Raw genomic sequence first — 13,039 nt, 5'->3', positions numbered from 1 at the left:
GGACACTACCGACGCCCTCCCACGCCGGTGCCAGACTCGCCCCATGGGCACCGTCCACGCAGAGATCACCGACCGGCTCGCGTCGTTCGTCCTCGCGCAGCCGGTGTTCTTCGTCGGGACCGCCCCGCTCGCGGCGGACGGCCACGTCAACGTCTCGCCCAAGGGCATGGCCGGCACGTTCGCCGTGCTCTCGCCGCACCGCGTCGCCTACCTCGACTACACCGGGTCGGGCGCGGAGGCTCCCGCGCACCTGCGGGAGAACGGGCGCATCGTCGTGATGTTCTGCGTGTTCTCCGGGCCGCCCACCATCGTCCGGTTCCACGGCACGGGCCGGTACGTCGAGGCCGGGAGCGCGGAGTTCGACGCGCTGCGCGGGCACTTCGCCAAGACGGAGACCGCCGGGCAGCGCGGCGTCGTCGTCGTGGACGTCACGCGCGTCTCCGACTCGTGCGGGTTCTCCGTCCCGCACCTCGAGCTCGTCGAGGACCGCGACCTGCTCGACCGCTGGGCGGGTCGCAAGACGCCCGAGCAGCTCGACGACTACCGGGTCACCAAGAACTCGACGAGCATCGACGGCCTCCCCGCGATCGGCGAGCCCGCCGATCCTGTCGGCCCGTCGTCGCCGTCGAGCGCGACCTCTCGCCGACCGGTCGAGGCGTCCGCCACCTGACGTCGCGCGACGGCGCGACGGAGGCTGACCGCCCACCGGCCCGTCAGGAGCCGGGCGAGGTCGCGTCGAGGTAGGCCCGGCCGCGCGGGGAGAGACGGTAGCCGACGTCCAGGCTCTCGGTGAGGCCGAGCTCCTTGAGCCGGCGCACGCGAACCTTGAAGTCGTCGCGCGCCATCCCGAGGCCGGCGGCGAGCTCGCGCGCGACGACGCCCTCGTTCGCCGCGACCAACTCGAGGTACTGCCGGGTCCACGGCGCGGCGGCGGCGCGGTCCTTGCGGTCCAGCGCCGCGCGGATCTGCTCGACGGCGGCCGCGTCCAGGTCGGCGTCCTCGCGCAGCGCGACGCGCGGGTCGGGACCCGCCAGGCGGATGCCCACGCGGTAGAGGTCGCCCTCGCGCGCGGCTCCCCGGGCGAGCACGCGCTCCAGTGAGGCCATCCCCGCGAGGCGCGCCTCGTCGTCGGACACGAGCGGTGCGCCGTCCGGCCCGACCGCGACGCGCTCGACGGACGTCACCTCGACGACCCCGATCCGCGTCCGCTGGAGCGTCCCCACCTTCACGCGCGGCGTCGTCCAGCGGCGGAACGCGAGCGTCACCGTCCCGTCCTGGAGGCCGCGCAGCGTGCGGGCGTCGAGGAGCACGTCTCCGAGCGTACGACGCCGCCGCCCCGATCTCCCGAGGTAGAGCCCTGGTCATGACCAGGGCTCTACCTGGGTGCACCAGGGCTCTCCCTCGGCGGGGTCGGGCCCGGGGCCGGGTCAGGCGAGCTCGGGGCGGCGGGCGACGGTGAGGACGTGGGTGTCGGGCCAGTCGACGGGCTCGCCGGTCGCGGCGTCGTGCAGCGCGGCGACGGGCGCGAGGGCGTGCTCGACGACCCACTCGTTGCGCCACGCGCCGCTGCCCGGCTCGAGCTCGAAGCCGGTGTCGGCGAGCAGGTCGGCCCACCGCGGGCCGCTGAGGTCGCAGAACCGCTCGTGGCACTCGGACAGCCAGTTGTCGACGTAGTCCTTGCGGGTCAGGAACTCCATCGCCTCGCGCAGCGTGAGCCGCCACGACCCCGGCGCCAGGCGCTCGGGCGCGAACGCAGCGCCGGACAGGCGCGGGAAGTCGTGCGCGAACTGGACCAGGCGCGCGTCGGTGGACAGCGCGCCGACCCACGCGGCGACGTCCGCGCGCGCGAGGCCGTCGAGGTCGGCCCGCGCCCCGCCCGGCCCGTCCCCGGTGGCGGCGGCGCCGTCGTCGGTCCGCAGGGTGAGCACGACGACGCGGTCCGGCTCGGCCGGGCCGCACACGTCGGAGTTGATCCACACCCCGCCGGGCCGGGTGTGGGCGTGGACGCGGCGCGCGAACGTCTCAACGTCGCGCACGCCGTCCCCGTACGACGAGACCTCGTGCGTGAGGGCGATCGTGAGGGTCGTGTCGACCGTCGCGTCGGGCATCACGGACCGGTCGAGGATGTTGGCCTGCACGAACCACACGTGCGGGTTCGCGAACGCGCCCTGGGCCTTCTTGTGCTCGGCCTCGGCCACGAGGTGCCGCGCGACGTCGACCCCGAACAGGTCGGACTCGTGCAGGCGCGGCTCGCGCGCGACGTGCTCCAGGAGGCCGCCGGTCGCGCAGCCGATGTCGACGATCCGCCCGGGCCGCACGTGCGGCGCCACCTGGGCCCACTTGCGCGCCGACGCATCCTCGAACGCGGCGGCGTACGTGCGGTAGTCGCGCGTCGAGGTGAGGTCGCCGTCGCCCGAGACGACGGGGTCGGCGAAGATCCGCCGCACGTCCTCCACGAACCGGTAGCGCGCGTAGAACTCCGGGACGGCCGGGTGCGCGACGTCGCGCCAGCGCTCGTCGCCCGCGGCGATCTGCTCGACGACGTCCCACGGGCGGGCGGGCAGCTCACCGCCCGGCTCGGCGGCGTCGAGCTCCACGCCCGCGACGCGGTAGCCGAGCGCGCGGTACGCGTCGACGAGCGCGGGCGTCGAGCACGCGACGACGGTGTCGGCGGGGTCGGGCGCGACGCCCGTCGCCGTGGCGACGCTCGTGACGACGAGGTGCGCGAACCGGTCGTCCGGCGCCACGTCGGGCACCGGCACGACGACGGACCGGAGCCCCTCCCGGGTCGTCACGTTCTCGACGAGCGCCTCGCGCCGGTGGCCCGGCAGCGGGTTGCGGCGCGTGCCCGCGTGGTTCGCGGACGTGACCACCCAGACCACCTCGACGTCGGGCGCGCACCGCACGCGGTGCCCGTCGAGGTCGCGCACGAGCCCGGCGCGCAGCGCCCGGAGGTAGTCGACCTGGTAGCGCGTGACGACGTGGTGACGCCCCGGGAAGAGGACGCGACGGACCGGCGGGGACGCAGGAGGGTGCACGCGCACACCGTGCGGGGCGTCACCCCCTCGACGCAACCCGTCTCACCGCTCGGTCCCCCTCGGCGACCGCGTGTTCGCTCTCCGTGAAGGCCGCCGAGCGGGGAAACCCGCTGGTCGCCGGGGCGCCCGCCCCTGAGCGCTCCCCGATCCGGCTGGCCTGGACGCCCGTCCACGATGCGGAGCACAGGGGACGTATGGGACGGTGTTCGCGATGTTCTGGATCGTGGCAGGGGCTGTGCTCGTCGTGTCCGGCCTCGCGATCGCCGCGACGGCCGCCCGCGGCGCGCGCCGAGCCGGGTCGACCGGGGCGAACGGGATGGCGATCGCCGTCGGCGGCGGGCTCGTGATCTGGGGCGCGATCGCCCTGACCGTCGGGCTCCTCACGCAGGACTGAGCGCCGCCTCCCGCGCGTCGACGACCTCCGCCCCGGTCACCGCCCCGGAGAGCCCGCGCCGTCCGCGCGTGAACGGGACCGCGGCGACCGACACCACGGCGAACAGCCACGCGACCGGCGCGGCCACGTCGCCCACCACCGCGAGCGCCGCCGGGACGTCCGTCGGCAGGTCGGCGAGCAGGCCCAGCGCCCCCCACAGCGCGCCCCCGGCCGCCGCGCGGGCGACGCGCTGCGCCGTCGTGCCGGGCCGGCCCGCCCAGCGCGGCGCGAGCCACACGGTCCGCTGCCCCCAGGACGCGCCGCTGCCGAGGAACGTCGGCACGACGAACACGAGCGCGAACGGGACGAGCGTGCCGAGCAGCCACTGCGGCCAGTCCGTCCCGTCGGGCAGCGGACGCCCGAGCAGGAGGAGCACCGTGCGGTAGCCCACCTGGAGCACCACCCCGAGCGCGGTGACGAGCAGCGCGTCGAGCAGCATCCCGAGCCAGCGGCGCCACACCGTCACGGGTCGCGCCTCGTCCCGGCGCGCCTCGAGCTCCGCGGCGCGCGGCATCCACCGCAGCACGAGCGGCGCTGCGAGCGCCCCGAGGAACGCGCCGAGCGTGTTGGTCAGGACGTCGTCGACGTCCGCGACGCGGTACGAGCACGGGATGAGCCCGAAGATCCCCGTGTACTGGGTGGTCTCGACGAGCACCGACGCGGCCAGCCCGGAGAGCGTCGCGACGACGACGCCGCGCCCCAGGTAGCGCCGCACGAGCAGCCCCCACGGGACGAACAGGACGACGTTGAACACGACCTGGAGCACGGCCGCGCTGCGCAGGGTCGCGCCGGCGCCGAGGCCGGCGGTGTCACGCCGGATGTCGACCAGGGAGTGGAACGGCACGAGCTCCGCCCCCGCGACGCCGTACCGGGCGCACCACGCGGCGAGGTCGCCGCCGGGCAGCGGTAGGAGCGTGTACGCGACGAGCGCCACCCCGTAGACGGCGACGGCCGCGGCCCCGACCAGGCGGCGGCCGCTCAGGCCGCCGTACCGGCGCGACTGCCACGCGAGGGCGGGCACGAGGAACGCCGCGAAGACCAGCGCGCCGCCGATGACGCCGACGTACGCCGGCCACGTCCACCTGTCGATCACGCGCGGCTCCCGCCGTGCTGAGGGGCGGGTCGGCGTGCGCGGGTGCGGGTCGTGGTCACGGGCTCCAGTATCGCGGCGGCGCCCGCGGCGCCGCCCTCCGGCGCCCGCTGCCCGCCTCCCGGACGAGCGCCGACGACGACCGGCCTCGTCCCCGAGGACCTTCGGCGCGGCGTGCGGGCCGGACCGCGGCCTAGCGTGGAGGTGCGGTCGGTCGCCACGGCCCGCCGAGGGCTCACCGAGGACCGGTCCGGGGACCGCCCGCCGCGCACCGACCGGTGCGCGCGGCCCGACGGACGAGGTGAGGACGATGAAGGCGGCGCGGTACCACGGCAAGGAAGACCTCCGGATCGAGGACGTCCCGGAGCCCGAGACCAGGCCGGGCACCGTGAAGATCCGGCCCGCGTGGACGGGCATCTGCGGGTCCGACCTGCACCTGTACCTCGAGGGCCCCTTCCCGCCCGCGCCGTCGGAGACCGAGCCGCACCCGCTGTCGGGCGAGACGCTGCCCGTCGTGTTCGGCCACGAGTTCTCCGGGGTCGTGGAGGAGCTCGGCGAGGGCGTCGACGGGCTCGCGGTCGGGGATGCCGTGGTGGTCGAGCCGTTCATGGTGTGCGGCGAGTGCCCGCCGTGCCGCGACGGCCTGTACAACGCGTGCGTGAAGATGGGGTTCATCGGGATCTCCGGCCGCGGCGGCGGGCTGTCCGAGCACATCGTCGTCGAGCGCCGGTGGGTGCACCCGGTGGGCGACGTCCCGCTGGACCAGGCCGCGCTGATCGAGCCGCTGGCCGTCGCGTACCACGGCGTGCGGCTGTCCGGGGCTCAGGCGGGCGACACCGTCCTCGTGGGCGGGGCGGGGCCGATCGGCCTGCTGACGTGCGCCGTCCTGCACGCGATCGGGGCGCGGACGATCGTCACGGAGGTGAGTGGGGCGCGCAAGGCCAAGGCGCTGGAGACGGGCGTGGCCGACGTCGTGCTCGACCCGCGCGAGGTCGACGTCGCCGCGCGCGTGCTCGAGCTCACCGACGGCCGCGGCGCGGACGTCGCGATCGAGTGCTCGGGCGCACAGCCGGTGCTCGACACCCTGACCCACGCGCTCAAGGCGGGCGGCACGCTCCAGATCGTGGCGCTGTTCTCCGCGCGGCCGACGCTCGACGTCATGACGGTGCTGCTGCGCGAGCTCACGATCAAGGGCGCCATCGGGTACGCCGACGACCACCCGGCGGTCATCCGGCTCGTGCAGGAGGGCAAGGTCGACCTCGCCCCGTTCGTCACGAGCCGCATCGCCGTCGAGGACGTCGTGGAGAAGGGGTACCGCGAGCTCATCGACCACAAGGACGACCACGTGAAGATCGTCGTGTCGGTGTGAGACGGCGGCCCGCGGCCCTCCCCGTCCCCGGGGGCCGCGGGCCGCGCTCGACCCGTGCTCGTCGACGCGCCGCGCTCGACCTGCGGCGCGCCGCCCGGCGTGCCACGGTGGAGGCTCACGAGGCCCCCGGGAGGTGCCGCATGGACGTCCTCGCCGCCCACGGCGACGCGATCGGCGCGTTCGACGCGCTCGTCCGCCCGCTGCGCGACGACCAGTGGGCGCTGCCCACCCCGGACGCCGACTGGACGGTGCGCGACCTCGTCAACCACCTCACCGCCGAGCAGCTCTGGGCCCCGGAGCTGCTCGCCGGGCGCTGGATCGAGGACGTGGGCACCGTCTTCGAGGGCGACGTGCTCGGCGACGACCCGGTGGACCGGTGGGTCGACGCGTCCGTCCAGGCCCGCGAGGCGTTCCTCGCTCCCGACGCCCTGGACCGCCGCGTGCACCTGTCCTACGGCGACGAGTCGGGCGCGGAGTACTGCGCCCAGATGACGTTCGACCTCGTGGTGCACGCGTGGGACCTGGCCCGCGCCGTCGGGGCGGACGAGGCGGGCGAGCCCGCCCTGGTCGCGTGGGCGCTGCACTACGCGGAGTCGCGCTCGACGTTCCTCGAGCCGGGCCCGCTGTTCCGCGGCCCGCTCGACGTCGACGACGGCGCCGACGACCTCACGCACCTCCTCGCGCTCACGGGCCGCCGCCGCTGACGGTCGCACGCCGGGTGAACGTTCGCGGAACGGTCTGCCCGGAGGCGGCCCCGGCAGGACGGGCGCGCGGGTCGCGCGCGAGACTGACCCCATGCCACCCACCGCTCCGGGTCGCACCCCGGACCAGCGCACGACGCACGCGCCGCCCCTGCTCCGGGCCGCGGCCGACCGCGGGGGCCGACCCCTCGTCGTCGGGCACCGCGGCAACTCGTCCGTCGCGCCGCAGAACACGCTCGCGGCGTTCGAGGCCGCGGTGCGCGCGGGCGCCGACGCGATCGAGCTCGACGTGCACCTCACGGCCGACCGGCAGGTCGTCGTGCTGCACGACGACGTCGTGGACGAGACGACGGACGGGACCGGCCGCGTGGACGGGCTCACGCTGGCCGAGGTGCGCGCTCTCGACGCCGGGTCGTCGTTCTCGCGCGCGTTCGCGGGCCAGCGCGTCCCGACGTTCGCGGAGGTCGCGCGGTTCGCCGTCGCGCACCCGGGTGTCGGGCTCCTCGTCGAGCTCAAGGGCGTCTGGTCGGTCGAGGACGTCCTGCTCGTGACCAAGCAGGTCGACGACGCCGGGCTTGCGGACCGGGTGCTCGTCCAGTCGTTCTGGCCCCCCACGGTCGCCGCGCTGCGCGACGCCGCCGGGCACCTCGACCGCGCGCTCCTGCTCGCGCTGCACCCCGACAGCCTCGCCGAGCTCGTCAGCGTGTGCGCGGACCTGGGGGTCGTGGCCTGCAACCCGGAGGTCGCGCTCCTCGCGCACGAGCCGGGCCTCGTGGACACGCTCCGCGGCGCGGGGCTGCGCGTGCACGCCTGGACCGCGAACACGACGGACGAGTGGGACGACCTCCTCGCGCAGGGCGTCGACGGCATCATGACCGACCGGCCGGACCGGCTCGCCGGCTGGCTCGACGCGCGGTTCGAGGATCCTCGGCGGGTGAACCGGCCGCCGCGCCCCTAGCGTGGACGGATGAGCGCCACCCCGACGCCCTCGCCCGGTCCGCTCCCCACCCCGCCCGACCCGTCCGACCCCTCCGGCCCGGGAGCCGCGCGCGCCCCGGCGGTGTGCGTGCTCGCGCTGACACCGCTGCTCACCGTGGAGATCGAGCCCGCCGGGCCGTACGAGACCTCGCCCGAGGTGCACGTCCACCCCGGCGGCCAGGGGCTGTGGCTCGCGCGCATGGCGTACTCGCTCGGCGCGCAGGTCGTGGTGTGCGGCCCGTTCGGCGGGGAGACGGGCACGGTCGCGGCGCACCTCGCGCGCGCCGAGCACCTCGACCTGCGCGCGACGACGACCGGCGGCAACGGCGCGTACGTCCACGACCGGCGCAGCGGCCACCGGGAGGAGGTCGTGACGATGGACCCGTTCCCGCTCAACCGCCACGAGGTCGACGACCTGTACGGCACCGTCCTCGTCTCCGGGCTCGACGCCGCGGTGACCATCCTCACCGGGTCGGAGACCGCGATCGGGGTCCCGGCGTCGTTCTTCGGGCGGCTCGCGCGCGACCTGCACGCCTCGGAGCGCCAGGTGGTCGCCGACCTCTCCGGGGAGCAGGCGCGCGCCGTGGCCGACGCGCCCGGCGCGGTGCTCAAGATCAGCCACGAGGAGATGGTCGACGGCGGGTTCGCCGACGACGACACCGAGGCGGCCCTGCTCGCCGCCGCGCGCGGCATGGTCGACGCCGGGCCGCGCGCGGTCGTCGTGTCGCGCGCGCACGACCCCTCGCTGCTCGTGACGCGCGAGCACACGTACACCGTGCGCACTCCGCGCATCACGACCGTCGACCACCGTGGCGCGGGCGACTCCATGACGGCCGGCATCGCCGTCGGGCTGGGCCGCGGCCTCGAGCTCCCGGACGCCGTGCGCCTGGGCGCCGCGGCGGGCGCGCTCAACGTCACGCGGCGCGGGCTCGGCACGGGCCGCCGCGACCAGATCGAGCGCCTCGCGCGCCGCATCACGGTGCGCGAGGCCCGCACCTGAACCCGGCCGCCGGGCCGGCTACCCCCACCCCCCGACCCCGACCCCCGACGACAGAGGAGAACCACCGTGCGCGCCCTCGTGACCAACGACGACGGGATCGACTCCCCCGGCCTGGCGGTCCTCGCCGGGGCGGCGCTCGACGCCGGCTACGAGGTCGTCGTCGCGGCCCCCGCCCGCGAGTCGTCGGGCGCCAGCGCGTCCCTGCTCGGCGCCGAGCGCGACGGGCGGCTCGCCGTCGAGCCGCGCCGCGCGCCGGGCCTGCCCGACGACGTGACCTCCTACGCCGTCCGCGCCGCCCCCGCGCTCATCGCCTTCGTCGCCGCCTACGGCGGGTTCGGACCCCGGCCGGACCTCCTGCTCTCGGGGGCGAACAAGGGCGCCAACACCGGCAACGCGATCCTGCACTCCGGGACGGTCGGCGCGGCGCTGTCGGCGATGACGCACGGGATCCGGTCGCTCGCCGTCTCGGTGGACGCGGCGGAGCCGCAGCACTGGGACACCGCGCGCCTCGTCACCGACCACGTGCTCGCGTGGATGGACGACGCCGCGTCGCGGGACGTCCCGCTCGACCGCCGCACGCTCAACGTCAACGTCCCCGACGTCCCGCCGGACCGGCTGCGCGGTCTGCGCCAGGCGCCGCTCGCGACGTTCGGGCTCGTCCAGGCGAACATCCACGAGGACGGCGACCGGCACCTGGTGCTCCAGTACTCCGGCACGGAGCGGCACTCCGAGCCCGACTCCGACACCGGCCTGCTCACGCGCGGGTGGGCGACCACGACCCTCCTCGTCGCGCCGTACGCCGACGTGACGGTCGAGGTCCCCGGCCTGACCTGATCCGCTCGCCGTCGGGCGCGCCGGGGACGCGTCCGGGTCCCGTCCTCAGGTACCGGGTCGGCGGTCGTCGTCCTCGCGGACGCCGTCCCCGTCGTCGGCGGGGTCGCGCGGCGCCCCCGCGTCGGGTGCGTCGCCCGGCGCGTCGTGGTCCGGCACGGCGCCGTGCTCGGCCGTGCGCTCGCGCTCGTCGATGACGTCCTGACCCGGCCCGGCGAACGCGCGCGACCGTTCCTCCCCCTCGGGCGTCCCGCTGAAGAAGGCGGACTCCGCGGCCTCGGGAGTCGCGTCGCCGTGCACGTCGTGCCCGACGGCGGGGAGCGGCCGGGTCCCGCCCGGCACCTCGGCGTCGTGGCCGGCGCGGTCGTGACCGGCGCCGGCGTCCACGTCCCGCTCGTCCGGGCGCCCCGCCGGGCCGGGCACGACCCCGACGAGCCGCGTCGGGTCCTCGCTCGGCGCCGCGCCGGCGCCCTTCCCCGCGCGCCGGATCGTCCCGAGGACCACGGGCGCGTCGGCCCGCCGCGACCCGCGCTCCGCGGGGAGGCGCGGCGGTCGCGCCGGGGCCACGGGGACCCCGTCGCCGCCCGTGCCGGTCCCGTCGGGCCGCTCGGCGTCCGCCGCGGCGGGCTCGCCCGGCTCCCCCGGCAGGAGGTCGGCGGCGTCCGCAGCGCGCTCGAGCCGGGTCCGGGGCAGGCCCTGCGGGGCGGCGCGCTGCAGCCAGTCGACCAGGCCCTCCCGGACGAAGCACCGCAGGTCGAACAGCGTCGGGGCGTCGTGCGCGCTGACGAGGGCGCGGACCCGCACGAGGCCCCCGACAGCGTCGGTCACCTGGAGGATGCCGACGCGCTCGTCCCACAGGTCGGTGAGCGCGAGGAGACGCCGCAGCTCGGCCCGCATCGGCCCGACCGGCACCTCGAAGTCGAGGTCGAGCTCGACCGTGCCCAGCAGGTCGGCGGCGCGGCGGGTCCAGTTCTGGAACGGCGTCGTCGTGAAGTACGTGGACGGCATGATGAGGCGGCGGTCGTCCCAGAGGTGCACCACGACGTACGTCATGGTGATCTCCTCGATCCGCCCCCACTCGCCCTCGAGCACCACGACGTCGTCCACGCGGATGGCGTCGGTGAACGCGATCTGCATGCCCGCGAACACGTTCGCGAGCGACGTCTGCGCGGCGAGGCCCGCGACGATCGAGATGAGCCCCGCCGACGCGAGCAGGCTCGCCCCGGCGGCGCGCGCGGCGGGGAACGTGAGCAGGATGCCCGCGACCGCGCACACGACGATCACCGCGACGGTGAGCCGGCGCAGCACCGTGATCTGCGTCCGGACGCGGCGCGCGTGCCGGTTGTCCGCGGTGTCCATGCGGTAGCGCTGCAGCGCGGAGTCCTCGAGCACGAACGCGATGGCGCCCACCCACCACGCACCGGCCAGGATGAGCGCGATGAGCAGGAGGTGCTCGACCGCCGGGCGCCAGGGCGTCGAGGCGTCGGTCGTCAGACGGACCGCCACCCACACCGCGACGACGGTCAGGACCGCGCGGTCCGGTCGGCGCAGCCGCCGCGACAGGTCGCGCGCGAGCTCGCTGCGCCGGCCGGCCCGCCGCACGACGGCGGAGATCACGGTCCCCAGGACGAACGCGACGACGACTCCCGCCGCGACCGCGCCCAGCGTGACGAGCACGTCGGTCGTGTTCTCCAGCTCCGTGTCCATCACCTCAGGCTAGGCAGGGCGACCGGGGGTCACCTCCGGGCGGTCGCTCGTGCGGGCCGCGCGGGCCGGGCCTACCGTGGCAGGCATGATCTCGTGGGAGCTCGCGCTCGCGCTGCGCGACGCGGGCGTGCGGTGGTCGCCGGCGTCGGGCGACCGCTTCCGCCTCCTCGCCACGGGCGGCGACGGCGACGTCTTCACCGTGAGCGACATGACGATCGAGCCGCACGAGTTCGACACCGGCGTCGTGCTCGGCTTCAACGGGACGACCGAGTGGGCGCTCGACTCGGTCGCGCTCGAGGACGCGCTGTGGCACCCGCTCGAAGAGCAGCTCCGGGAGCTGCTCGGGGGCACCTTCCGCGCGCTCGAACGGTCGGACGCCGGGTACGTCGTCCGCACCGAGGTGCTCGACGACCTCGGCACGTTCGCCGCGGCGGACGCCGCCGACGCGTACGCGCGGGCCCTGCTCGCGCTCGTCGCCGCGAGCACCGGGGACCCGCCCTGACCCGCGGGCGCAGGGCGAGCTGGCTCGACGACGTGCGACGCGCCCCGTCCGTCGTGCGCCGCGTGCTGCGCGCGCTGGGCGACGAGCCGCCCCCCGCGGTCGATCCCGAGCCGCCCGAGGTGTCCCCCGACCTCGTCCCGCTCCTGCGCGAGCTGGGGACGGCGCTGCTCGACTCCGGACGCTCCGTGACCGACGTCGAGGACGACCTGGAGGCCGTCGCGCGACGCTCGGGCGCGTCCACCGTGGGCACGCTCGTCCTCCCCACGGGTGTCTTCGTCCGGGTGAGCACGGCGGGCGGCACGGTCGCCGACTTCGCGGGTGCTGCCGCGAGCGGTCTCAACCTCGACCAGATCGGGGCGCTCACGACCCTCGTGCGCCGCCTGCGCACGACCGACGTCCCGCTCGCCGACGCGCGGGCCGAGCTGCGCGCGATCGTGGAGCGGCCGCCCCGCTTCGGCGCGGTGCTCACGATCGTCGGCCACGGGCTGCTCACGGTCGGGTTCGGCCTCGTGCTCAACCCCACCGCCCGGCTCCTGCCGGTCTACCTCGCGCTCGGGATCCTCGTCGGCGCCCTCCGCTGGCTCGGGACGCGGTGGCCGACGCTCGCCACCGCCCTGCCCGTCGTCGCGGCGTTCGTCGTGACGCTCCTGGCGGTCGACGTCGTCCACCCCTGGCTCGGCGACGACCCGCTGAGCGTGCTCGTGCCGCCCCTCGTGTCGTTCCTGCCCGGCTCGGTGCTCACGGTCGCCGCGATCGAGCTGACGGGCAACCAGATCGTCGCCGGCGCGAGCCGGCTCGTCTACGGGGTCGCGCAGCTCCTGCTGCTCGTGTTCGGCGTCGTCGCGGGGGCCGCGGTCGCGGGCCCGCTCGTCGCCGCCCCCGCCGCGGACCAGCTCGGGTGGTGGGCGCCGTGGGTGGGGATCCTCGCCGTCGGGCTCGGGCAGATGTACTTCGCCTCGTCGCCGCGGGGCTCGCTCCCCTGGGTGCTGCTCGTCCTGCTCGGCGCGTACGCGGCCCAGCTCGCCGGGGCGCTCGCCGCCGCCCCGCTCGCGGGGTTCGTGGGTGCCCTCGTCATCGCGCCGCTCGCCGCGCTGGTCGAGCGGACGCCGCACGGACCGCCCGCCGCCGTCACGACCCTCCCGGCGTTCTGGCTCCTCGTGCCCGGGGCGCTCAGCCTGCTGGGCCTCTCGGACCTGGTGAACGGCGGCCCGGAGGCGGCCCAGGAGATCGCCAACGCGGTCGTCGCCGTGTTCGGGATCGCCCTCGGCACGCTCGTCGGGTCGGCCGTCACGCGGGACGCAGGACGGGTGACACGTACCCTCTTCACATCCTGACCACACGGTCGGCACCCCATTCCCGAGGCTTCCCCCCGTCAGGGGGTCCCGCTGGA

Annotated in this window: 13 protein-coding genes; 9 read left to right on the top strand and 4 right to left on the bottom strand. The window is 76.2% G+C overall.

Annotation, left to right across the window (positions count from 1 at the left end):
- Positions 1-43 precede the first annotated feature (43 nt).
- Positions 44-670 carry a pyridoxamine 5'-phosphate oxidase family protein gene (locus NHH00_RS19865; RefSeq protein ID WP_253055254.1) on the top strand — a complete coding sequence of 209 codons (627 nt, stop codon included), beginning with the start codon at positions 44-46 and terminating at the stop codon, positions 668-670.
- A 43-nt stretch (positions 671-713) separates the two neighbouring features.
- Here the strand turns inward: NHH00_RS19865 and NHH00_RS19860 are convergent, their stop codons facing one another.
- Complete coding sequence (locus tag NHH00_RS19860) at positions 714-1,310, bottom strand: ASCH domain-containing protein (protein ID WP_253055253.1); 597 nt, start codon at positions 1,308-1,310, stop codon at positions 714-716.
- A gap of 117 nt (positions 1,311-1,427) precedes the next feature.
- The gene (locus NHH00_RS19855; protein ID WP_253055252.1) at positions 1,428-3,038 is read right to left on the bottom strand and encodes a methyltransferase; all 1,611 of its coding nucleotides are present in this window, start codon (positions 3,036-3,038) and stop codon (positions 1,428-1,430) included.
- A gap of 211 nt (positions 3,039-3,249) precedes the next feature.
- Here NHH00_RS19855 and NHH00_RS19850 point away from each other — a divergent pair, with 211 nt between their 5' ends.
- Positions 3,250-3,432 (top strand): hypothetical protein, encoded by a 183-nt coding sequence (locus NHH00_RS19850; RefSeq protein WP_253055251.1) that lies wholly within the window; start codon positions 3,250-3,252, stop codon positions 3,430-3,432.
- Here NHH00_RS19850 and NHH00_RS19845 read toward each other — a convergent pair.
- Positions 3,419-4,564, bottom strand: a complete 1,146-nt coding sequence (locus tag NHH00_RS19845; RefSeq protein ID WP_253055250.1) for a VanZ family protein — start codon at positions 4,562-4,564, stop codon at positions 3,419-3,421. The genes NHH00_RS19850 and NHH00_RS19845 overlap by 14 nt on opposite strands.
- 307 nt (positions 4,565-4,871) lie before the next feature.
- Here NHH00_RS19845 and NHH00_RS19840 point away from each other — a divergent pair, with 307 nt between their 5' ends.
- The 5 genes from NHH00_RS19840 to surE all read left to right on the top strand — a co-directional run bounded on the left by NHH00_RS19840 (position 4,872) and on the right by surE (position 9,443).
- Entirely contained in the window at positions 4,872-5,930 is a 1,059-nt protein-coding gene (locus NHH00_RS19840) for a 2,3-butanediol dehydrogenase (protein WP_253055249.1), read from the top strand.
- Positions 5,931-6,070: 140 nt separating this feature from the next.
- Positions 6,071-6,634 carry a TIGR03086 family metal-binding protein gene (locus NHH00_RS19835; RefSeq protein ID WP_253055248.1) on the top strand — a complete coding sequence of 188 codons (564 nt, stop codon included), beginning with the start codon at positions 6,071-6,073 and terminating at the stop codon, positions 6,632-6,634.
- A 91-nt stretch (positions 6,635-6,725) separates the two neighbouring features.
- The gene (locus NHH00_RS19830; protein WP_253055247.1) at positions 6,726-7,589 is read left to right on the top strand and encodes a glycerophosphodiester phosphodiesterase; all 864 of its coding nucleotides are present in this window, start codon (positions 6,726-6,728) and stop codon (positions 7,587-7,589) included.
- Between the two features lie 9 nt (positions 7,590-7,598).
- Positions 7,599-8,609, top strand: coding sequence for a 1-phosphofructokinase family hexose kinase (locus tag NHH00_RS19825; RefSeq protein ID WP_253055246.1), 1,011 nt, complete (start codon positions 7,599-7,601; stop codon positions 8,607-8,609).
- Between the two features lie 66 nt (positions 8,610-8,675).
- On the top strand, positions 8,676-9,443 hold the full coding sequence (surE, locus tag NHH00_RS19820) for a 5'/3'-nucleotidase SurE (protein WP_253055245.1): 768 nt from the start codon (positions 8,676-8,678) through the stop codon (positions 9,441-9,443).
- Between the two features lie 45 nt (positions 9,444-9,488).
- On the opposite strand, the gene NHH00_RS19815 is transcribed toward surE, so the two are convergent.
- Positions 9,489-11,147 carry a mechanosensitive ion channel domain-containing protein gene (locus NHH00_RS19815; RefSeq protein ID WP_253055244.1) on the bottom strand — a complete coding sequence of 553 codons (1,659 nt, stop codon included), beginning with the start codon at positions 11,145-11,147 and terminating at the stop codon, positions 9,489-9,491.
- 85 nt (positions 11,148-11,232) lie between these two features.
- Here NHH00_RS19815 and NHH00_RS19810 point away from each other — a divergent pair, with 85 nt between their 5' ends.
- Both NHH00_RS19810 and NHH00_RS19805 read left to right on the top strand, forming a co-directional pair.
- Complete coding sequence (locus NHH00_RS19810; RefSeq protein WP_253055243.1) at positions 11,233-11,649, top strand: hypothetical protein; 417 nt, start codon at positions 11,233-11,235, stop codon at positions 11,647-11,649.
- Between the two features lie 32 nt (positions 11,650-11,681).
- On the top strand, positions 11,682-12,983 hold the full coding sequence (locus NHH00_RS19805; protein ID WP_253055242.1) for a threonine/serine exporter family protein: 1,302 nt from the start codon (positions 11,682-11,684) through the stop codon (positions 12,981-12,983).
- Positions 12,984-13,039 lie beyond the last annotated feature (56 nt).

It is taken from the genome of Cellulosimicrobium cellulans (genome assembly GCF_024124905.1).
In the GTDB taxonomy this organism is placed as follows: Bacteria; Actinomycetota; Actinomycetes; order Actinomycetales; family Cellulomonadaceae; genus Cellulosimicrobium; species Cellulosimicrobium cellulans_G.
Note: the sequence above shows the minus strand (reverse complement) of the source record. Positions and strands in the feature narration are given on the sequence as shown.